This is a genomic window from Streptomyces sp. AK010 (genome assembly GCF_014207295.1).
Classification (GTDB): domain Bacteria; phylum Actinomycetota; class Actinomycetes; order Streptomycetales; family Streptomycetaceae; genus Streptomyces; species Streptomyces massasporeus.
On sequence record NZ_JACHCX010000016.1, the window covers coordinates 184,809 to 204,584 of the forward strand.

Here is a 19,776-nt window from a genome sequence, read left to right on the forward strand (position 1 = left end):
TCGGGACGGGCTTGCGATCAGCCGGACAGGGTGTCCTCGTCGACGATGTGCACCGCGGCCTCCTCGGCCGACGCCGCGGCGCCGTCGATGCCCACGTCCATGGCGACCAGCGCCTCCTCCTCGTCCTCGTGGGCGCCCTCGTCGGGTGCCACGAGCCGGCCGGAGCGCGCGGCGCCGACCTCGTTGTCCAGGAGTTCCCCGTCGGAGCCCGCGCAGTCCCCGAGGCCGTCACCGTCCGGGACGGCGGGGTCCGGCAGTTCCTCGGAGAGCCGCTGGTCCAGCGTCTCGCCCCGCTGCCGCTCGGCGGCCGTCACGCCGAGGTGCTCGACGGCCCAGGGCCGTTCGGGAGGGGACCAGCCCCGGTCCAGGGGATCGTCGACGCCGTCGTTCTCCAGGGTGTCCTCGGCGTCGAGCAGCCCCGTGTCCTCCCTCTGCTCGTCTTGGTCCGGCTGGTAGACGTCGTCTCCCCAGCCGTCGGAGCTGTTCACGACTACCTCCAGGGGGTGGGGACGAGCCCGTTGTCACGGGACCCGCTCCGGGCCGCCGCCGCACGGAGCACAGACGCCGCCCGAGCCACTGCTTCCCGGGCGTTCCCCGAGCCGGTGCCTGATTCCAGCCTTCCACCCCGGCTCGGGACCCCGCAACGCCAAAGACACGGCCGCCCCTCCGGGAGGCGGGCGGCCGTGTCGTACGACGAGGTGCTCAGCCGTGCCACGACCTCCACAGCGCCGCATACGCCCCGTCCGCCGCGACCAGCTGCTCATGGCTGCCCAGCTCGCTGATGCGGCCGCTTTCGACGACGGCGATGACGTCCGCGTCGTGGGCCGTGTGCAGTCGGTGGGCGATGGCGACGACGGTGCGGCCGTCCAGGACCCGGGCCAGGGACCGTTCCAGATTGCGGGCGGCGCGCGGGTCGAGCAGGGACGTCGCCTCGTCCAGGACCAGCGTGTGCGGGTCGGCCAGCACCAGGCGGGCCAGCGCGATCTGCTGGGCCTGGGCCGGGGTGAGCGCCAGCCCGCCCGAGCCGACCTCGGTGTCCAGGCCCTCCTGCAGTGCACGGGCCCAGCCGTCCGCGTCGACCGCGCCCAGCGCCGCCCACAGCTCGGCATCGACGGCACCGGTCCGCGCGAGCCGCAGGTTGTCGCGCAGGGAGCCCACGAAGACGTGGTGCTCCTGGTTGACCAGGGCCACATGGGAGCGGACGCGTTCGGCGGGCATCCGGGACAGCTCGGCGCTGCCCAGGGTGATCCGGCCGTCCCGGGGCGCGTAGATCCCGGCGAGCAGCCGGCCCAGCGTGGACTTGCCCGCACCCGAGGGGCCGACCAGGGCCAGCCGGGTGCCGGGGGAGACCTCCAGGGACACCTTGCGCAGGACGTCCACGCCCTCCAGGTAGCCGAAGTGCACCCGGTCGGCGTGCACGTGGCGTCCCTCGGGGGCCACCGACGGATCCCCGGCGTCCGGCTCGATGTCCCGGACCCCGACGAGCCGGGCCAGCGACACCTGGGCCACCTGCAGCTCGTCGTACCAGCGCAGGATCATGCCCACCGGGTCGACCAGCATCTGGGCGATCAGCGCGCCGGTGGTCAGCTGGCCGACGTCGATCCACCCGTGGAGGGCGAACACACCGCCGATCATCAGGACCGAGGCGAGCACGGTCACGTGGGTGGTGTTGATGACCGGGAAGAGCACCGACCGCAGCCAGAGCGTGTACCGCTCCCAGGCCGTCCACTCCCGGATCCGCTGCTCGGACAGCCCGACGCGGCGTTCGCCCAGGCGGTGGGCCTCGACGGTGTGCCCGGCGTCCACTGTCTCGGCGAGCGCGGCGGCGACGGCGGCGTACCCGGCGGCCTCGGAACGGTAGGCGGAGGGCGCCCGCCGGAAGTACCAGCGGCAGCCGACGACCAGCAGCGGCAGGGCCAGCAGCACGGCGAGCGCCAACGGCGGCGCCGTGATCACGAGGCCGCCCATCAGCAGGAACACCCACACCACGCCGATCGACAGCTGGGGCACGGCCTCGCGCATGGCGTTGCCGAGGCGGTCGATGTCCGTCGTGATGCGCGACAACAGGTCGCCGGTCCCGGCCCGCTCCAGCACCCCGGGCGGCAGCCGGACCGACCGGACGAGGAAGTCCTCGCGTAGATCGGCCAGCATCCGCTCGCCCAGCATCGCGCCGCGCAGCCGTACCTGACGGACGAACACGGCCTGGACGGCCAGCGCGGCCACGAAGAGCCCGGCGGTGAGTTCCAGCCGCAGGTCCCGCGCCCCGTCGGACACCCGCTCCACCAGTCCGCCCAGCAGCCAGGGACCGGCCATCGAGGCGATCACGGCGGCGGTGTTGACGGCGACCAGCAGCAGGAACGCCCGCCGGTGCCGGCGCAGCAGTTCGGTCACGTAGGTGCGGACGGTCTCGGGGGCGCCGACCGGCAGGGTGTTCGCCGTCGTCGGGGCCGCCGGGTCGTACGCCGGTGGCGCGACGCCGATCATGCCTTCTCCTCGATCTCTTCCAGTTCCTGCAGGACGTCGTTCACGGCGACGGAGCCGTCCAGCGTGGCCTCGTCGTCCGTCTCGCGGGTGACCACCGCCCGGTAGCGGGGCTCGGTACGCACCAGTTCGCGGTGGGCGCCGACCGCCACGGCCTCGCCGTCGTGCAGGAACACGACCCGGTCGGCGCGGTCCAGCAGCAGCGGCGAGGAGGTGAACACCACGGTCGTGCGCCCGGCGCGCAACTCCCGCACGCCCTGCGCGATCCGCGCCTCGGTGTGCGAGTCGACGGCCGAGGTCGGCTCGTCCAGGACGAGCGCCTCCGGGTCCGTGATCAGCGACCGGGCGAGCGCGAGCCGCTGGCGCTGACCGCCGGACAGGGACCGGCCGCGCTCGGTGATCCGGGCGTCCATGGGGTCGGTGGCGTCCAGTGAGCCCTGCACCAGCGCCGCCAGCACGTCGTCGCACTGCGCGGCCGCCAGCGCCGCTTCCGGCCGGACGACGCCCGACGCGGGCACGTCGAGCAGCTCGCGCAGCGTGCCGGACAGCAGCACCGGGTCCTTGTCCTGGACGAGGACGGCCGTACGGGCGCTGTCCAACGGCAGTTCGTCGAGCGGCACTCCGCCCAGCAGTACCGAGGTGCCCTCCTGGGACGCGTGCCCGCCCAGCCGTTCCGCCAGCAGACCCGCCGCGTCCGGATCGCCGCACACCACCGCCGTGAGACGGCCGGCGGGCACGAGCAGCCCGGTCTGCGGGTCGTACAGGTCGCCGGAGGGGACGTCGGCCGCGCGCGATCCGGCGGTGTCGGTGGGCCGTTGCAGTGACAGCACTCCCGCGGCCCGCTTGGCGGAGGGCCGGGAGAAGGAGTACGCCATGGCGATCTCCTCGAAGTGCCGCAGCGGGTAGGTGAGGACCATGACCGAGCTGTAGACGGTGACCAGTTCGCCGACGGTGATCCGGCCCTCGCGCGCCAGCCCCACGCCGTACCAGACGACCGCGATGAGCAGCAGTCCCGGCAGCAGGACCTGGATGGCGGAGATCAGGGACCACATCCGGGCGCTGCGCACGGCCGCGTGGCGTACCTCCTGGGAGGCGCTGCGGTAGCGGTCGAGGAACAGTTCCTCGCCGCCGATGCCGCGCAGCACGCGCAGGCCGGCGACGGTGTCCGAGGCGAGTTCCGTGGCGCGTCCGGCCTTCTCGCGCTGGGTGTCGGCACGCCGGGTGGCGCGGGGCAGCAACGGCAGCACGGCGAGCGCCAGCGCGGGCAGACCGACGGCGACGACCACGCCGAGCGCCGGCTGGTAGAGGAGCAGGCCCACGCAGACCAGCACGATCGTGACCAGAGCCGCGGTGAAGCGGGACAGGGCCTCGACGAACCAGCCGATCTTCTCGACGTCGCCGGTCGAGACCGCCACCACTTCACCGGCCGCGACGCGCCGCGTCAGCGCCGAGCCCAGATGGGCGGCCTTGCGGGCGAGCAGTTGCTGGACGCGGGCGGCCGCCGTGATCCAGTTGGTGATCGCGGTGCGGTGCAGGAAGGTGTCGCCGACCGCGTTGCCGACGCAGGCCAGCGCCAGCAGGCCGCCCGCCAGGGCGAGCCCGGTGCCGGAGCGGTCGACGACGGCCTGCACGGCGACCCCGACGCAGAACGGCAGAGCGGCGACGGAGGCGAAGTGCAGCAGTCCCCAGGCCAGCGACTTGAGCTGACCGCCCAGCTGATTGCGGAAGAGCCACCACAGGAATCGGGGCCCCGAACGCGCGTCCGGCACGCCTGGGTCGGGGTACGGAAGGTCTTGAATCTGCATGACGTCCCAGTGGCTCGTGTCAGGGGGTGGAGGCCGGCCGAAGGCAGCAAACCGTGACAGGTTCGCCCTGTCGCGAGGTGGCGGGCAACAGGTTTTCCGCCCACCGAACGGAACCGGCCGTCCGCCGTGCGCCACCGGCCGGCAACCGGCGGAACAGGCGTCCTCCAGGCCCACGGTCGACACAACCGGCGGAACAGGCCGTCCTCCGGGCGGCTCGGCCGACGACCGGCGGAATTCGGCCGTCCTCCGGGCGCACGGTCGACACAACCTGCGGAACAGGCCGTCCTCCGGGCGCTCGGCCGAGACCTGCGGAATCCGGCCGTCCTCCGGGCGCTCGGCCGGCGGAATTCGGCCGCCCTCCGGGCGCTCGGCCGACAGCCGGACGCCGTCGGGCGGCGCCGGGCCGACACCCCTCGCGCACCGACTCTCCGGGCCTCGGCCCGCCGCCCGGAACGCGGTGCGACCATGGACCGATGCACAGTGGTGGCGTACGACGAGCCGTGACCGCGACGGCGGTCCTCGCCTCATTCCTGACCGCTCTGTCCGCCTGCGGCGGCGCGGAAGGCAGTGGGGCGACACGAGCCGCGGGCCGGGCGGCAGGCACCCCTGCGGCCACGGCCGCCCCGACGAGCGTCCCCGGCGTCGGCGGCCGGCTCCATCGGCGGATCCCGTCCGGCTCCCGCCAGGTCGTCGCGGTCTACGGCGACGGGAAGGACTCCGCCGACTCCACGGTCGTCCTGTACACGAAGCACGGCTCGACCTGGCAGCGTGAGCGCGGCTGGGCCGGGCACAACGGCAAGAAGGGCTGGACCACCGACCACCACGAGGACGACGACCGCAGCCCCGTGGGCGTGTTCACCCTCAGCGACGCGGGCGGCGTGCTGCCGGACCCGGGCTCCGGACTGCCGTACACCCGCTCCGCGGCCTTCGCCGCCCCGCGCTGGTGGGCCAAGTCGCACTGGCACGACTTCGACTACGTCATCGCCATCGACTACAACCGCGTCAAGGGCACCCCGCCGAACGACCAGACCCGCCCCGAGGGTGAGAAGAAGGGTGGCGGGATCTGGCTGCACATGGACCACGGCAGCGGCACGTCGGCCTGTGTCAGCGTGCCCGAGCGGGCGATGAGGTATCTCCTGCGCACGCTCGACCCGCGACAGCGTCCCGTGGTGGTGATGGGGGACAGGGCGGACCTGGCGGCATAGTCCTCATTGCGCGGGTGGCCGACTCCCCGTAGAACACCGTCCATGAAGAGGCGGATCGGCATGTCCATGCTTGCCGGAGCGACCCTCCTGGCAAGCACCCTCCTCGGCACCGGACCCGCCGGGGCGGCGGACGTCCCGGCCCCGGCGGCCGGCGTCCCCGACGCGCGGGCCCGGGATCACGTGCCAGAGGAACGGGTTGGACCAGCCTACGGTCCACACCGTCGGGAACGGGGCGGCGATGCCGTAGTACGACCGGCTCGGCTACCTCCGCGTCGGCGGGGTCGAGATCCTCCGGACGTCGACCCCGCAGCCAGTGAAGTCGCCGAGGTGTACGCGACCGGCTCCGGCGGCGGCTGCGAGGAGTACCGGTACCAGCCAGACGAGGACGTTCACGGGTGTGCTCCAGCCGGTCTGCCCCTCGGGTACGCCGACGACCAAGACCTCGACGCGGTGCGGGCGGCCGTCGTTGAGGATCCCGGCGAAGGGGTGAGGTCGTAGGTGATGGGTTTGATGTCGAAGGAGCGCACCGTGCTGACCCTCGGCGACCGCGCCACGGTCGTCGGCACGCACGGCGGGCGACGCACCGCGTGGTCGCGGCTCGACGACTCCTCCACGGGCGATGCGACGTACACGGCGAACGTGCCGCGCGACCAGCACCACGCGGTCGGCACCACGAGTGAGCGCTACCGGCTGTACGGCTCACGCGGTTGCCACGACCGGACCCCGACCACCGTGCAGGGGGTGCTCACGGAGGACCGCAGCCGGTGCTGAGGTGAGCGGTGGGGTGCGTGTGACGTGTGTCACTTATGACGCTTTTACCTGGCTGAAACGTTGTGGTCTTGTGTGCGATCAAGGCGGCCTCCAGAGTGTTCGGAAACGGAAGCCGCTTTCCGCATCACAGAAGTCCCCTCCGGCTTTTGTGCGCCCCGTCCCCCCTAGGAGGCTTCGTGCCCCCGTCCGTACCGTCCCTCCCGCGACGCGTCGCAGGCACTCTACGTACCTCGCTTTTCGCGCAGGTTACCTGCGCGCTCGTCCTCGGAATCGTCGTCGGAAAGCTGTGGCCGGACACGGCCACGGCTCTCCAGCCGCTCGGCGACGGTTTCACCCGGCTCATCAAGACGGTGATCTCGCCACTGGTGTTCTGCGTGGTCGTCGTCGGCATCGCCAAGGCCGGTGACCTGAAGGCGTTCGGCCGGATCGGGGTCAAGGCCCTCATCTGGTTCGAGATCGCCTCGACGGCCGCCCTGGTCATCGGCCTCGTCGCCGCCAACGTCGTCGGCCCGGGCAAGGGCATGAACGTCGACCCCTCCTCGCTCGACGCCGCGGCGGTGGAGGAGACCACGGGCGGAGGTCATCTGCCCACGACGACCGAGTTCGTCCTGAACGCGCTGCCACAGAGCTTCGTCGGAGCCTTCGCAGAGAACGAGCTGCTCCAAGTCCTCATCCTGGCCTGCCTGGTGGGCGCCGCTCTGCTGCACCTCGGGCACACCAGGGTGCCGAAGGTCCTCCCCGCGATCGAGCAGGCCCAGGACATCATCTTCGCGGTCGTCGGCTTCATCATGCGGCTGGCCCCGCTCGCGGTGTTCGGCGCGATGGCCCACCTGGTCGGCAACTACGGCCTGGGCGTGATCCGGACGTACGCCAAACTCATCGTGCTCTGCTACGTGGCCGCGGCGCTGTTCATCGTGCTGCTGGCCGTCGCGCTGAAGCTGGTGACCGGCCTCAGTCTCTGGAAGTTCCTGCGGTACATCCGCGAGGAGATGCTGCTCGCGCTCGGCACGGCGTCCACCGAGTCGGTCATGCCGCGTGTGATGCAGAAGCTGCGCCGGGCCGGCGCCCGCGACGACGCCGTGGGGCTGGTGCTTCCCACCGGCTACTCCTTCAACCTCGACGGCGCCTCGCTCTACCTGTCCATCGGCACGCTGTTCATCGCCCAGGCGGTGGGTGTGGATCTGAACCTCGGCCAGCAGATCACCGTCGTCCTGGTGCTGATGCTGACCAGCAAGGGCATGGCGGGCATCCCCGGTTCGGCGTTCCTCGCCCTGTCCGCGACCGCCTCGTCCCTGGGAGCGATCCCGGCCGGTGCGGTCGCGCTGCTGCTCGGCGTGGACCGCATCATGGACTCGATGCGCGTCGTCACGAACCTGCTCGGCAACTGCGTCGCCGTCTTCGCGGTGTCCCGCTGGGAGGGGGCCCTGGACGCGGACCGGGCGAAGAAGGTGCTCGCCGGGGAGGACACCTCCACGCCGGACGACGGCGAGAAGGACGTGGGCGCTGAGAAGGCCCTCGGCGCCGAGAAGGGCGCCGGTGCCGAGAAGGGCCTCGGCGCTGAGACCGGCACCGAGGCGCAGGCGCCCGGCATACCGGCCCAGAAGCCCAACGATCTCAAGGAGCCCAAGGATCTCAAGGAGCTCAAGGAACCCGCTCCCGAGGCCGGTTGACAGGAATCGAGTGGGCCGCGGCCTCCGCTCCGTCAGGACGAGCGGAGGCCGCGGCCCGCTGTCGCGTCCCGGTCCGTCAGCATGGCCCCGTCGGCGTTCCGTCGATCAAGGTGTTCAACAACCCGCCGAGCGCCTCCCGCTGATCCCCCGTCAGCGGCGCGAGGATCTCCTCCGCGGCCGATCTGCGCGCCGCCCGCAGCTCGCGCAGCGCGCCCCGGCCGTCGTCCGTGAGCTCGATGCGGATCACCCGCCGGTTCGCCGGGTCCGGGACCCGCCGCACCTTGCCGCTCGCCTCCAGACCGTCGACCAGCGTCGTCACGGCCCGCGGCACCACCTCGAGGCGCTCGGCCAGGTCGGCCATGCGCGGCGGCGAGCCCCAGTGCGCCAGCGTGCGCAACAGCCGGGACTGGGCCGGAGTGATGCCGAGGTTGCGGTGCTCCAGATGGCGTTTCTGGATGCGGTGCACCCGGCGGGTGAGCCGCAGCAACTGCTCGGCGAGCAGGCCGTCGGCGTCGGGCGTGGTCATGCGGGAACAATATCAGGATGCAGTTCATTGTGAGCATAGGTAACAATGAGCGTGATCCGATCCGCCGCATCCCTCGTAGGAGCCCATGCATCCCGACCGTGAAGCCCCCTGGACCCCGCCGGCCGACTCGAAGGAGCAGCCCCGGCAGGTCCGCCGCATCCTCGGCCTCTTCCGCCCCTACCGGGGCCGCCTCGCGATCGTCGGCCTGCTGGTCGGTGCCGCGTCGCTGGTCTCGGTCGCCACGCCCTTCCTGCTGAAGGAGATCCTCGACGTCGCGATCCCCGAGGGGCGCACGGGCCTGCTCAGCCTCCTCGCCCTGGGCATGATCCTCAGCGCCGTCCTGACCAGCGTCTTCGGAGTCCTCCAGACCCTGATCTCCACGACCGTCGGCCAGCGCGTCATGCACGACCTGCGCACCGCCGTCTACGGCCGGCTCCAGCGCATGTCCCTCGCCTTCTTCACGCGCACCCGCACGGGCGAGGTGCAGTCCCGCATCGCCAACGACATCGGCGGCATGCAGGCCACCGTCACCTCCACCGCGACCTCCCTGGTCTCCAACGTCACCAGCGTGGTCGCCACCATCGTCGCGATGATCGCCCTCGACTGGCGCCTGACGGTCGTCTCCCTGCTGTTGCTGCCGGTGTTCGTGTGGATCAGCCGCCGCGTCGGCAACGAACGCCGCAAGATCACCACCCAGCGCCAGAAGCAGATGGCCGCCATGGCCGCCACCGTCACCGAGTCGCTCTCCGTCAGCGGCATCCTGCTGGGCCGCACGATGGGCCGCTCCGACTCGCTGACGAAGTCCTTCTCCGACGAGTCCGAGGAGCTCGTCGATCTGGAGGTGCGTTCGAACATGGCAGGCCGGTGGCGCATGGCCGTCATCACGATCGTCATGGCGGCCCTGCCCGCCGTCATCTACTGGACCGCCGGCATGGCCCTCCAACTGGGTGGCCCGGAGGTCTCCATCGGCACGATCGTCGCCTTCGTCTCGCTCCAGCAGGGCCTCTTCCGTCCGGCCGTGAGCCTGCTGTCGACCGGTGTGCAGATCCAGACCTCGCTCGCCCTCTTCCAGCGCATCTTCGAGTACCTCGACCTGCCGATCGACATCACCGAGCGTCCCGACCCGGTGCGACTCGACCGGATCAAGGGCGAGGTCCGCTTCGAGAATGTCTCCTTCGGCTACGACGACAAGGGCGGCCCGGTCCTCGACGGCATCGACCTCACCGTCCCGGCGGGCAGCAGCCTCGCCCTCGTCGGCTCCACCGGCGCCGGCAAGTCCACGCTGGGCTATCTGGTGCCCCGTCTCTACGACGTCACCGGCGGCCGCGTCACCCTCGACGGGACAGACGTCCGCGACCTGGACTTCGACACCCTGGCGCGCGCGGTCGGCGTCGTCTCGCAGGAGACGTACCTCTTCCACGCCTCGGTCGCCGAGAACCTGCGCTTCGCCAAGCCCGACGCCACCGACGAGGAACTGCACCAGGCGGCGAAGGCCGCCCAGATCCACGACCACATCGCGGCCCTGCCCGACGGTTACGACACCGTCGTCGGCGAGCGCGGCCACCGTTTCTCCGGCGGGGAGAAGCAGCGCCTGGCCATCGCCCGCACCATCCTGCGCGACCCGCCGGTGCTCATCCTCGACGAGGCCACCAGCGCGCTGGACACCCGGACCGAGGCCGCCGTCCAGGACGCCATCGACGCCCTGTCGGCCAACCGCACCACCCTCACCATCGCCCACCGGCTGTCCACCGTGCGCGCCGCCGACCAGATCGTGGTCCTCGACTCGGGCCGCGCGGTCGAACGCGGCACGCACGAGGAGCTCCTGGAGGAGGGCGGCCGGTACGCGGCGCTGGTACGCCGGGACGCTCAACTGGAACCGACAAGCTGAAAATATGCCGGGTTTGTGGCGATATGCGGGTTACCGTGCCCGCATGCAGAAGAACACTCCGCCACGGAGCACGATTCGACTGACGCGCAGGGGCCGCATCGCCCTCGTCGCGACCGGAGCCGTCGTGGTCGGTACCGCCGTGGCGGTGCCGCTGCTGACCCTGGGGACCGAGGAGGAGAGCCGCCCCACGACCCTGGCGATCCCCGAGGGATGGCGCGCGAGCCAGGTGTACACGGCCGTCGACAAGGCCCTCGCCCTGCCCGCAGGCAGCACGAAGAAGTCCCTGGACAAGGCCGCCCTGAAACTGCCGAACGACGCCGAGGGCAATCCGGAGGGCTACCTCTTCCCGGCCACCTATCCGCTCCAGGAGAAGGTCACGCCGGACAAGCTCCTCGCGCTGATGGTCGACACCGCGAACGACAAGTTCAACGGCGCGCCCATCGCCGCCGGGGCGCAGCGCAACGCCATGAACGTGTACCAGGCCGTCACCATCGCGAGCATCGTCCAGGCGGAGGCGGCCACCAGGGCCGACATGGGCAAGGTGGCCCGGGTGATCTTCAACCGCCTCGAGCGCGGCATGCCGCTGCAGATGGACTCCACCATCAACTACGCCCTCAACCGCTCCACCCTGCGTACGACGGAGAGCGACACCCGGATCGAGAGCCCCTACAACTCGTACCAGCGCATGGGCCTGCCGCCCACGCCCATCGCCAACCCCGGCGAGGAGGCGATGCGCGCGGCCATCAATCCGCCCCCGGGCAACTGGCTGTACTTCGTCACGGTCCGCCCGGGCGACACCCGCTTCACCGCGGACTACCAGGAACACCAGCGCAACGTCGCGGAGTTCAACGCGCAGGCGAAGAAGAGGAGCGGGGCGCCGGCGGCCGGGTGAGGCCCTGGTGGGCCCGGCCCCGTGTCACGCCGCGGCCGGCTCCCGCTCCAGCAACCGCCGGATGTCCCGCACAGCCGCGCGGCCGGCGCGATTGGCTCCGATGGTGCTGGCCGACGGTCCGTAGCCGACCAGATGGATCCGGGGGTCCGCGGCCGCGTGCGTGCCTTCCATGCGGATGCCGCCGCCCGGGGCGCGCAGCCGCAGTGGCGCGAGGTGGTCGATGGCGGCGCGGAAACCGGTGGCCCAGAGGATGACGTCGGCGTCGATGTGGCGGCCGTCCTGCCAGTCCACTCCCGTGGGCGTGATCCGGTCGAACATCGGCTGCCGGTCGAGCACCCCGTCCTCGATGCCCTGCCGGATCGCGTCGTTGAGCGGCAGCCCGGTGACCGAGACGACACTGCGGGGCGGCAGCCCCTGCCGCACCCGTTCCTCGACGAGCGCCACCGCCGTCCGGCCGGCGTCCTCGTCGAAGGGGCCCTCGCGGAAGACCGGCGGGCGCCGCGTCACCCAGGTGGTGGCCGCCGCGTACGAGGCGATCTCCAGCAGGTGCTGGGTGCCCGAGGCGCCGCCGCCCACGACCACGACCCGCTGCCCGGCGAACTCCTCGGGCCCGGGGTACTGCGCGGTGTGCACCTGCCTTCCCCGGAAGGTCTCCTGGCCCGGGTAGCGCGGCCAGAACGGCCGGTCCCAGGTGCCGGTCGCGTTGATCAGCGCCCGGGTCGACCACACACCCTCCGAGGTCTCCACGAGCAGCCGCCCGCCGGCCCCCTCGCGCACGGCCCGTACATCCACCGGGCGCCTGACCCGCAGGTCGAAGGTGCGCTCGTAGCGGTCGAAGTACTCGTGGATCACCTCGGCGGACGGTCGCTCCGGGTCCGCGTCCGTGAGCTCCATGCCCGGCAGGGCGTGCATCCCGTGCACCTTGCCGTACGTCAGCGACGGCCAGCGGAACTGCCAGGCGCCCCCGGGGCCGGGGGAGTGGTCCAGCACCAGGAAGTCGCGGCCCGGCTCGTAACCGGACCGCCGCAGGTGATAGGCGCCTGCCAGACCGGCCTGACCAGCGCCGATGACGACTACCTCGACCTCGCCCGTGTTGTTCACACTTCTACTAACCGGGGCGGGGTCGTGGATCTTCCCACGGTGGATCTTCCCGGCGGAGGGCGTGGATCCGAACGAGTGGACTCCGCCCCGCCCGAGCCGCAGGGCGGTCCCCGCCACCGGTGCGGGTGGCGACGACCTTCGCCCAGCGGCGCAGGTCGGGCAGGTCCGAGATCATCGCTCCGGCCGCCCAGGCCCAGCTGGGGTTCCAGTCGGTGACGTCCTCGACCTCGCCGCTGAGCGTCTGGTCGGTGTAGCCGCGCGGGTGCGGCTCGGGGGACTCGTCGTCCTGCGGGAAGAGGGTGTGGCGCAGACCGGCCGGGCGGAGCACCCGCTCGTGCAGGACGTCGGCGAGCTTGCGCCCGGTGACCTTCTCGATCACCAGGCCCAGCAGGACGAGACTGCTGTTGGAGTACTGGAAGTCCGCGCCCGGCCCGAAGGTGTTCGCGTGCCGGAACCCTAGGTGAGGACCTCGCGGGGGTTGAAGTACCGCTCCGGGGCGTCCAGCAGGTCGTCGCCCGGGCGATCACCGCGGTCGCGACCCCCGACACCGACAACGTCTATGACGGCTCGGTCGTCACCAGGCCGTGACGCGCGAGGCCCCCCGCCCGTCAGCGAGGCCCCCGCCCGTCAGCGAGGGCCCTGCCGCAGCCTCACGACCCGGTGGAAGGGCGCGCCGGGGTCGTCGACGGGGGCAGGTCGCCGTTGAACCGGGTGTCGGTGAACTCGGCGAAGTCCACCTTGCGCGGGATGAGCTTCAACGACGTGAAGGTGTCGGCGATCTCCTGCTCGGAGGCGATCAGCGGCTTGTCGACGGCGACCGCGATCCGGGTCGTGTAGGTGCGCTTCACCGCCGCCAGCGCCACGTCCTCGGGGAGCCCGGTGTCCTCGGCCCAGACCTTCGCCCACTCCTCCTGGTGGTCGTACACCCAGGTGTAGGCGCGCCGCAGCCGCTCCAGATAGTCCTTGAGGGCGGCCGACTTCTTCTTGTCCTTCAGCGTGGCCGGGGCCGCGACCTGGAAGGTGTGCCCGTTGGTCACGCCGTCGCCGTCGGTCAGTACCCGCCCCTGCCCGCCCCGGAGGATCTGGGAGGTGTACGGGTCCCACACCGCCCACGCGTCGACCTTGCCGGAGGTGAACGCGGCGAGCGCGTCGGCCGGCTGGAGGTACTTGACCTTGACGTCGCTCAGCTTCAGCCCGGCCTTCTTCAGGGACGCGACCAGTTGGAAGTGGGCGGAGGACCCCTGGGCGACGGCGACCGAACGGCCCTTCAGCCGCTCGGGGTTCTTCGGACACGGGTGGGGCATGGCTGATGCTCATGGGGGCTCCACAGGGGGAGAGTGCGGGCCGGGGAGGCATGCCTCGCCACCGCCGTGCCGACGCGATCAGACGCGAATCAGAGGCGAGTCAGAAGCGGATCGGGACCGATTCGGAGCGATCGCCGGGCAGGCGGAACGAAGGCGGGGAAGCCTCGAGATGGGGGAGGAAGGGCGTCAGCAGCCGCGGCGACACGCGGCGGAAGCCACCCGCAGCAGGTCGATGTGACCGCGCGTGGTGAGCAGGGCTGAACGCGACATGCAGCCGAACCTAGCCAGCTGGCATGCGCACGGTCAACGGCGTCTCGATCAGTGGGACGTCCGTATCGCCACCCGGCCCGGCGTGCCTCGGAGGAGTCCGGCGTGTGCGTCAGGATGGGGGCATGTCAGATGTCTTCACCACCCGAGTTCTCGACGTCAGCACCGGTGCCGCGGAGAAGGTCCTCGACATCACCGGTGACTGCGAGTCCTTCCTGCGCGAGGTGGCGGGCGGCGGCGACGGCCTCCTCAACGTCTTCGTCCCGCACGCCACGGCCGGCATCGCCGTTCTGGAGACCGGTGCCGGCAGCGATGACGACCTCCTGGCCGCGCTGCACACCCTGCTGCCCGCCGACGACCGCTGGCAGCACCGGCACGGCAGCCCCGGCCACGGCCGCGACCACGTCCTGCCCGCCCTCGTGCCGCCCCACGCGACCCTGCCGGTGGTGGGCGGGCGGCTGGAGCTCGGCACCTGGCAGTCGGTGTGCCTGGTGGACACCAATAGAGACAATGTCAACCGTCAGGTTCGACTGAGCTTCCTGGGCTGAGCAAGATCGTCCTGGGCGCGGCCGCCAAATCTCCGTACCTTGCGTGTTCGAAACGGAGAAGTCTTGCGTGGTACGGACCTGAACATGATCGAACGCCCCTACGACGGATGCGGGAAGTGCCTGCTCGGCGCGCGACGGCTGTCGCGGATGAAACTCGCCACGTCGTCGCCGGAGCGGCAACGCGAGGACGTGCTGACCGCCGCCGCGTCTGTCGGGGGCCACATCATCGGCTGGGCCGACGATTGGGAGGTGTCGGGCGCCACCGACCCGATGACCCGGCCGAAACTGGGCCCGTGGCTCCGCGATGAGAGAGGTCCGTACGACGGGTTGGTGGCCGCAGCAGTGGACCGGCTCGGCCGCAACGTCGTGGACTGCCTGAACACCGGCTACAAAATGCGTGACGAGGGGAAGCTGCTCGTCACCTACGGGCATGACGGTCCGTGGGATCTGGATGACCAGGTTGACGAGAACCGCTTCACCATGGAGGCCTGGGGCGCGCAGATGGAACTGCGGGCCATCCAGCGCCGAAACCGCAGCGCTACGGAGAAGACGCGGGCAGCGGGACGCCCGAAGGGGAAGCCTTCCTACGGGTTCCAGTACGTGCGGACCGTCATGGGCGGCAAGATCGATCACGTCGTCCTGCATCCGCACGCCTCGACTGTCATCCGTACTGTCGCCCGTCGCATCCTGGCTGATCCCGAGAACGTCACACCCAGCAGTGAGGCAGCTCGCCTGAGCCGGGCCGGAGAGCCCTCACCCGCTGACCACTTGGCCGTCATGTACGGCAAGCCGGCAGGCGGTCGTCCCTGGCAGCCGACAAGTCTGAAGAACATCCTTCTGTCTGAGGCGGCCTTGGGCTACTTGATGCACCAGGGTAAACCGGTGATCGGGCGAGACGGAAACCCCGTGCGGCTCTGCGAGGGCTTGTGGGACCGACCGACTCACGAGGCATTGAAGAAGGCGCTGGCTCCCCGGCGGACGCCCTGGATCGGCCGTCGCACAAACCGGGATTACATGCTCACGGAGCTGGCGCAGTGCGGCCAGTGCCACAACCGGCTGTACACGCAGACCTCCCACGATCAGCCGCCTCGATACGTGTGCACTGTCCGGAACAAGGGATGGCGGAGCGCTAAGGACTGTCAGCCTGCGCCGCTGGTACGGATGCAGTTGCTGGACGCGTATGTCGAGGAGTGGTTCCTGCAGAGGTTCGGCGACGGAATGATCTTCGAGACGGCCTACGACGAGGGGAACGGCGTGGCGGAACGCATGGCCGAACTCCGGGCCAGCCGGGAGCGTCTGCGCGCTGACCGCGAGGCCGGGCTCTATGACGCGCCAGATGACGCCGCGTGGTTCCGGGAGAAGTATGCGGCGATGGGACAAGAACTGGCCGAACTTGAACTGGAGCCGGAACGCCTGCCGGGTATGGTCCGGCGGCCGACGGGAGAGACCGTGCAGGACCGCTGGACCAAAGCGTTGGATGTCCAGGCCCGTAAGGAGATCCTCATGGACTTCGGTGTCCGGGTCACTCTCTACCCGAAGACAGCACCGGTGCGATGGGTGGCAGGCGTAGTGCATGGACCTGAACGGGATCCAGCGGGCGTCGCATGAAGTCTGGCGGGCCTTCATCGCATGTGATGCGAGGGCTTTCGTGGGCCTCGCGCTACATGAGAAGACCGGCGCAGCCAAACTCCAGAACTTGTGGACCCTGGGATCCTCGAAATTCCGAGAGTGGGAGTTCTGGCATGGCCCAGATGCACGGGCGTGAAAAACTCGTCGGTCAGATCACGGCGGAGGAGTGGAGGACCGGGCGACCGGCAGGACGTCGCTCCTGGCTTTTGACCACCAAGAGCGAGGAGGCCGCGGAGCGCGTTTCCGAGCTGTATCAGGGAGAAGTAGTGTGTGCAGCTTCCGGAGGTGACCTCTATGCCCGGAAGCTCCACGCAGAAGGCATCGCGGTGATTGTCGCCGGTGTGGCCAATGTGAGGCCTCGGCTTGCTCTGGAAAACGAACGGGGCCTCGTCCACGCCTGCGACGGTTTGAGGTACCTTCACCCGATGCTGGACGATGCGGGTGCCCCGTTGACCCCTTTGAACGCAGGGAGGCCGCGCGGTCTGGGGCCGGACCAAGGCCTGATGCTCGTCTGGTCTTCTGCCTAGCGGCAGCTCCGGGTCTGGGTGAGTTCTCGTTTCGGTCGTCGGCATGGCAGTTCTACGAATCGTTGGAATCGGTGACTCACAAGGTCGAGCGAACTGCTGGACCAGTGCAGATGGTGAGCTGCCCCGAGTTTCGTAGAGTCCGGTGATCTTGTTTCAGGCGGACTGCGGGGTTTGCTCCCGGCTCTGCCAGAAGGCTTCCTCGTACTCGGCGGGCGGTACGTAGTCGAGCGCGGAGTGCAGGCGTTCTTCGTTGTACCACGTGACCCACCGGAAGATGGCCCGCTCGACCTGGTCGGCGTCCTTCCAGGGGCCCTGCATCTCGATCAGCTCGGCCTTGAATGTGCCGTTCAGGGCCTCGGCCATCGCGTTGTCATAGCTGTCCGCGACGGATCCGACCGACGCCGAGGCGCCGATGTCGGCGAGCCGGTCGGTGTACCGAATTGATACGTATTGCGACCCGCGGTCGCTGTGGTGAATGAGGCCGGAGTCCTTCTTGATCCTCCGTCTCCACAGGGCCATCTCCAGTGCGTCCATTGGGAGTTCGGTCCGCATGTGGTTCGCGACCTGCCAGCCGACGGTCATCCGCGAGTACACGTCCAGGACGAACGCCACGTACGCCCAGCCCGACCAGGTGCGGACATACGTCATGTCCGCCACCCACAACTGGTCCGGGCGCGAGGCGGTGAAATCGCGGTCGACCAGGTCCGGCGGGCGGGGCGCCGACGGCTCGGGCACCGTGGTGCGGCGCCGCTGACCGCGGATGACGCCCTCGATGCCCAGCTCACGCATCAGCCGCTCGATGGTGCACCGGGCCACGTCGATGCCCTTGCGCCGCAGGGCGCGGGTGATCCGCCGGGCCCCATAGGTGGCCCCGGACTCCGCGTGGATCTCCTCGATCAGCGGCATGAGCTGCTCGTCGCGGAGCCGGCGGGCGGACTTCGGACGCTTCTTGCGGGCGAAGTACGTCGACGGCGACAGGTCCAGCACCCGGCAGACGGGATCGACCCCGAGGCCGCGTTCGCGCAGGTGGTCGATCACTTGCTCGGCCTCGTCCGGGGACGGTCGATCTCCTGGGCAAAAAACACGCTGGCGGCTTTCAGGATCTCGTTCGCCCGCTTCAACTCCGCGTTCTCTTTGCGGAGTTGCTTCAGCTCGTCGCGTTCGGCGGTGGTCAGCCGGTCGTCGCGTTCGCCGGTGTCAGCCTCGGCCTGGCGCACCCACTGCCGCAGGGCTTCTTTGTGGATGCCGAGGTCCCGGGCGACATGCGCGACCGGGCGGCCGGCGGTGCGGACCTCTCGGACGGCCCGCTCGCGGAGCTCGTCCGGATACTTACGTGGTGCTGGCACAGCTCGTGGTTCTCCTTCTGACCAGGATTATAAGCCTGGCTTCAGGGACTCCATGAAACGGGGTGCAGCTCACATCGAGGTGCCGCGGTCCGCGTGCACGGTCTCGGGCACGATCTGGTTGCGGACGATGGTCTCGCGTATCAACTCCTCGGCCCGCTGGGCCGATTCGGCCGCCTCGACGGTGTGGCCGACGATGTAGCGGCTGAAGATGTCGATGATGACGTAGGCGTGATACCAGATCCGGGGTCCTGTGGGCAGCGTCGCTTCGGCCTCGTGGGGAGGCCGTGCTGGTCCCGGGTCCGGGTCAGGCGGGTTGCGTCGGGGCGGGTTCGATGCTGACCTCGAAGCCGAGTGTTTCGAGCTGGGCGGTCAGGCGTTTGGCGCGCCGAGCGGGACTGAACCGGCGGGTGGCCCAGTCCGGGCCCAACTCCCGGTAGGGCACATGATCGTGGACGATGTGCCAGTAGGCGACGACGATGTCGTGTCGGGTCGCACCGAGCGCCTTGTAGCCACCGGCCCGGCCCTTGATCTGCATGTGATGCGCGGACAGGTAGGTGCCCTTGGCCTTCACCGCGCCCCACGCCGCCTCGGTGAGTACGACCTTCAACCACTTCGGGCCGGGCCGGCTGCGGCCGCCCTTCCGCTTGCCGCCCGAAGCATGATTGCCCGGACACACCCCCGCCCAAGAGGCGAGGTGGGCCGAGGTGGGGAAGGCCGACATGTCCAGACCGATCTCGGCGACCAGCACCTGGGCGACCTTCGTCCCGACCCCGGGGATGGTCTGGATCAGTTCCAGGACCGCGCCGTGCGGAGATCAGCGCGTCATAGGCGACGAGCCGCTGCTCCAGCCCGTCGATTTGGGCAAGGAGACCACGCACGATGACACCATGCTGCTCGACGCGGAAGCGGTGCTCGAGGGCCTCCTCCAGGGCTTCGCGTTTCGAGCGGAGCCGTCCCTTGGCCAACGCGGCCAGCTCCACCGGCGAGGTCACCCCGTCCAGCAATGCCTCCAGCACCGCCCGCGAGGTCTTCGACCACACCTGCGAGGCCACCGAGGTCAGCTTGATCCCGGCGCCCTGCTGCACCTTCTCCAGCCGCTGGATCACCCGGACCCGCTCCTGGGACACCGCCGTCCGCGCCCGGGTCAGATCCCGCAGCTCACGAAACACCTGCACCGGCACGAAGGACGGGCGCACCAGCCCGCACTCAAGGATCCGGGCGATCCACACCGAGTCGCCGACATCGGTCTTGCGGCCGGGCACGTTGCGCAGATGCGCCGCGTTGACCAGCCAGCAGGTGAACCGCCCCTCCAAAGAGGCGAAGACGGGCTTCCAGTACACCCCGGTCGCCTCCATACCGACAGCTCCACCTCTTCGCAGGCCAGCCAGTCACCCAGCTCGGCCAGCGCCCGCATGGAGGTCCTGAACGTCCGGGTCTCCGCCGCCCGCGAGCCCAGCCGCTGCCCCGGAGAACGGACCGTCGCCACCACCGTGTCCCGGTGCACGTCCAGTCCGGCGCACCGCTCGAACAGCACCTGCATCCCGGCCTCCTCCGCGACAGCACCGATCAACGTGCCGCCCGGAAGGGGCCTACTGATCCAAAGAGTCTGAGATTCGCGCTCGCAGCAGCAGTCGACAATCCCTCAAGCCCCAGCGTCATACTTTTCCCCGGACTCGTGGATACCAAGCGCAACCGACGTCTGCCCGGACAGCACCCCACCAGCCCGGGTTCGACGTAATTCGGGGGGTCTAGAGGTCCGGCCGGGCTGAACGTGCAGGTCATAGGGCTGCAGGGGCTTGCAGGGTGCGAAAGTGCC

At 70.3% G+C, this 19,776-nt stretch carries 16 protein-coding genes and 4 pseudogenes; 8 read left to right on the forward strand and 12 right to left on the reverse strand.

The genetic code is table 11. The annotated features are described in order from the left end of the window. Positions 1 to 17: 17 nt before the first annotated feature. The 3 genes from HDC93_RS27855 to HDC93_RS27865 all read right to left on the reverse strand — a co-directional run bounded on the left by HDC93_RS27855 (position 18) and on the right by HDC93_RS27865 (position 4,286). Positions 18 to 488, reverse strand: a complete 471-nt coding sequence (locus tag HDC93_RS27855; RefSeq protein ID WP_185013579.1) for a DUF5709 domain-containing protein — start codon at positions 486 to 488, stop codon at positions 18 to 20. 214 nt (positions 489 to 702) lie between these two features. Beyond that, positions 703 to 2,484 carry an ABC transporter ATP-binding protein gene (locus HDC93_RS27860; RefSeq protein WP_185013581.1) on the reverse strand — a complete coding sequence of 594 codons (1,782 nt, stop codon included), beginning with the start codon at positions 2,482 to 2,484 and terminating at the stop codon, positions 703 to 705. Then, entirely contained in the window at positions 2,481 to 4,286 is a 1,806-nt protein-coding gene (locus HDC93_RS27865) for an ABC transporter ATP-binding protein (protein ID WP_185013582.1), read from the reverse strand. Before HDC93_RS27865 ends, HDC93_RS27860 begins: the two co-directional genes overlap by 4 nt. Before the next feature lie 473 nt (positions 4,287 to 4,759). Here HDC93_RS27865 and HDC93_RS27870 point away from each other — a divergent pair, with 473 nt between their 5' ends. From HDC93_RS27870 to HDC93_RS27880, 3 genes and pseudogenes are all read left to right on the forward strand, one after another. After that, entirely contained in the window at positions 4,760 to 5,491 is a 732-nt protein-coding gene (locus HDC93_RS27870; protein WP_185013584.1) for a L,D-transpeptidase family protein, read from the forward strand. Between the two features lie 519 nt (positions 5,492 to 6,010). Continuing rightward, a pseudogene (locus HDC93_RS27875) lies at positions 6,011 to 6,262 on the forward strand (peptide-N4-asparagine amidase); the annotation flags it as partial. 176 nt (positions 6,263 to 6,438) lie between these two features. After that, complete coding sequence (locus HDC93_RS27880; protein WP_185013585.1) at positions 6,439 to 7,932, forward strand: cation:dicarboxylate symporter family transporter; 1,494 nt, start codon at positions 6,439 to 6,441, stop codon at positions 7,930 to 7,932. Positions 7,933 to 8,008: 76 nt separating this feature from the next. Here the strand turns inward: HDC93_RS27880 and HDC93_RS27885 are convergent, their stop codons facing one another. After that, on the reverse strand, positions 8,009 to 8,458 hold the full coding sequence (locus HDC93_RS27885) for a MarR family winged helix-turn-helix transcriptional regulator (RefSeq protein ID WP_185013586.1): 450 nt from the start codon (positions 8,456 to 8,458) through the stop codon (positions 8,009 to 8,011). 85 nt (positions 8,459 to 8,543) lie between these two features. On the opposite strand from HDC93_RS27885, the gene HDC93_RS27890 reads away from it, so the two are divergent. Beyond that, on the forward strand, positions 8,544 to 10,346 hold the full coding sequence (locus HDC93_RS27890; RefSeq protein WP_185013587.1) for an ABC transporter ATP-binding protein: 1,803 nt from the start codon (positions 8,544 to 8,546) through the stop codon (positions 10,344 to 10,346). 43 nt (positions 10,347 to 10,389) lie between these two features. Beyond that, positions 10,390 to 11,238: an endolytic transglycosylase MltG gene (gene mltG, locus HDC93_RS27895; RefSeq protein WP_185013589.1), complete on the forward strand. Its 849-nt coding sequence runs from the start codon at positions 10,390 to 10,392 to the stop codon at positions 11,236 to 11,238. A gap of 24 nt (positions 11,239 to 11,262) precedes the next feature. Here mltG and HDC93_RS27900 read toward each other — a convergent pair whose 3' ends face one another. The 4 genes and pseudogenes from HDC93_RS27900 to HDC93_RS39785 form a co-directional block, all read right to left on the reverse strand. After that, positions 11,263 to 12,339 carry an NAD(P)-binding domain-containing protein gene (locus tag HDC93_RS27900; protein ID WP_185013591.1) on the reverse strand — a complete coding sequence of 359 codons (1,077 nt, stop codon included), beginning with the start codon at positions 12,337 to 12,339 and terminating at the stop codon, positions 11,263 to 11,265. A 118-nt stretch (positions 12,340 to 12,457) separates the two neighbouring features. Continuing rightward, positions 12,458 to 12,849 (reverse strand): annotated as a pseudogene (locus tag HDC93_RS38785) (serine hydrolase domain-containing protein); the annotation flags it as partial. A 140-nt stretch (positions 12,850 to 12,989) separates the two neighbouring features. Continuing rightward, positions 12,990 to 13,622 (reverse strand): annotated as a pseudogene (locus tag HDC93_RS27910) (ABC transporter substrate-binding protein); the annotation flags it as partial. Positions 13,623 to 13,829: 207 nt separating this feature from the next. Further along, positions 13,830 to 13,913 carry a putative leader peptide gene (locus tag HDC93_RS39785; RefSeq protein WP_350234457.1) on the reverse strand — a complete coding sequence of 28 codons (84 nt, stop codon included), beginning with the start codon at positions 13,911 to 13,913 and terminating at the stop codon, positions 13,830 to 13,832. A gap of 122 nt (positions 13,914 to 14,035) precedes the next feature. Here HDC93_RS39785 and HDC93_RS27915 point away from each other — a divergent pair, with 122 nt between their 5' ends. The 3 genes from HDC93_RS27915 to HDC93_RS27925 all read left to right on the forward strand — a co-directional run bounded on the left by HDC93_RS27915 (position 14,036) and on the right by HDC93_RS27925 (position 16,614). Then, positions 14,036 to 14,458 (forward strand): YjbQ family protein, encoded by a 423-nt coding sequence (locus HDC93_RS27915; protein WP_185013593.1) that lies wholly within the window; start codon positions 14,036 to 14,038, stop codon positions 14,456 to 14,458. A gap of 84 nt (positions 14,459 to 14,542) precedes the next feature. Beyond that, positions 14,543 to 16,066 carry a recombinase family protein gene (locus HDC93_RS27920; protein ID WP_260419794.1) on the forward strand — a complete coding sequence of 508 codons (1,524 nt, stop codon included), beginning with the start codon at positions 14,543 to 14,545 and terminating at the stop codon, positions 16,064 to 16,066. 134 nt (positions 16,067 to 16,200) lie between these two features. Continuing rightward, the gene (locus HDC93_RS27925) at positions 16,201 to 16,614 is read left to right on the forward strand and encodes a hypothetical protein (RefSeq protein ID WP_185013597.1); all 414 of its coding nucleotides are present in this window, start codon (positions 16,201 to 16,203) and stop codon (positions 16,612 to 16,614) included. A gap of 153 nt (positions 16,615 to 16,767) precedes the next feature. On the opposite strand, the gene HDC93_RS27930 is transcribed toward HDC93_RS27925, so the two are convergent. From HDC93_RS27930 to HDC93_RS38795, 4 genes and pseudogenes are all read right to left on the reverse strand, one after another. Continuing rightward, positions 16,768 to 17,960 (reverse strand): IS3 family transposase gene (locus tag HDC93_RS27930; RefSeq protein WP_398986707.1). Its coding sequence is split into 2 segments (ribosomal slippage): positions 16,768 to 17,696 and positions 17,696 to 17,960, totalling 1,194 coding nucleotides; the frame shifts between segments, so codons are not numbered across the junction. Positions 17,961 to 18,029: 69 nt separating this feature from the next. Further along, complete coding sequence (locus tag HDC93_RS39790; RefSeq protein WP_221517256.1) at positions 18,030 to 18,218, reverse strand: DDE-type integrase/transposase/recombinase; 189 nt, start codon at positions 18,216 to 18,218, stop codon at positions 18,030 to 18,032. 46 nt (positions 18,219 to 18,264) lie between these two features. Beyond that, positions 18,265 to 18,756, reverse strand: coding sequence for an IS110 family transposase (locus HDC93_RS38790; RefSeq protein ID WP_311774636.1), 492 nt, complete (start codon positions 18,754 to 18,756; stop codon positions 18,265 to 18,267). A 346-nt stretch (positions 18,757 to 19,102) separates the two neighbouring features. Continuing rightward, a pseudogene (locus HDC93_RS38795) lies at positions 19,103 to 19,315 on the reverse strand (transposase); the annotation flags it as partial. Positions 19,316 to 19,776: the final 461 nt, after the last annotated feature.

Excerpts from the sequence above, each read along its gene's own strand:
- HDC93_RS27860 (WP_185013581.1), bottom strand. The coding sequence starts at position 2,484 with ATGATCGGCGTCGCGCCACCGGCGTACGACCCGGCGGCCCCGACGACG.
- HDC93_RS27865 (WP_185013582.1), bottom strand. The coding sequence starts at position 4,286 with ATGCAGATTCAAGACCTTCCGTACCCCGACCCAGGCGTGCCGGACGCG.
- HDC93_RS27870 (WP_185013584.1), top strand. The coding sequence starts at position 4,760 with ATGCACAGTGGTGGCGTACGACGAGCCGTGACCGCGACGGCGGTCCTC.
- HDC93_RS27885 (WP_185013586.1), bottom strand. The coding sequence starts at position 8,458 with ATGACCACGCCCGACGCCGACGGCCTGCTCGCCGAGCAGTTGCTGCGG.
- HDC93_RS27890 (WP_185013587.1), top strand. The coding sequence starts at position 8,544 with ATGCATCCCGACCGTGAAGCCCCCTGGACCCCGCCGGCCGACTCGAAG.
- mltG (WP_185013589.1), top strand. The coding sequence starts at position 10,390 with ATGCAGAAGAACACTCCGCCACGGAGCACGATTCGACTGACGCGCAGG.
- HDC93_RS39785 (WP_350234457.1), bottom strand. The coding sequence starts at position 13,913 with ATGTCGCGTTCAGCCCTGCTCACCACGCGCGGTCACATCGACCTGCTG.
- HDC93_RS27915 (WP_185013593.1), top strand. The coding sequence starts at position 14,036 with ATGTCAGATGTCTTCACCACCCGAGTTCTCGACGTCAGCACCGGTGCC.
- HDC93_RS27920 (WP_260419794.1), top strand. The coding sequence starts at position 14,543 with ATGATCGAACGCCCCTACGACGGATGCGGGAAGTGCCTGCTCGGCGCG.
- HDC93_RS27925 (WP_185013597.1), top strand. The coding sequence starts at position 16,201 with ATGGCCCAGATGCACGGGCGTGAAAAACTCGTCGGTCAGATCACGGCG.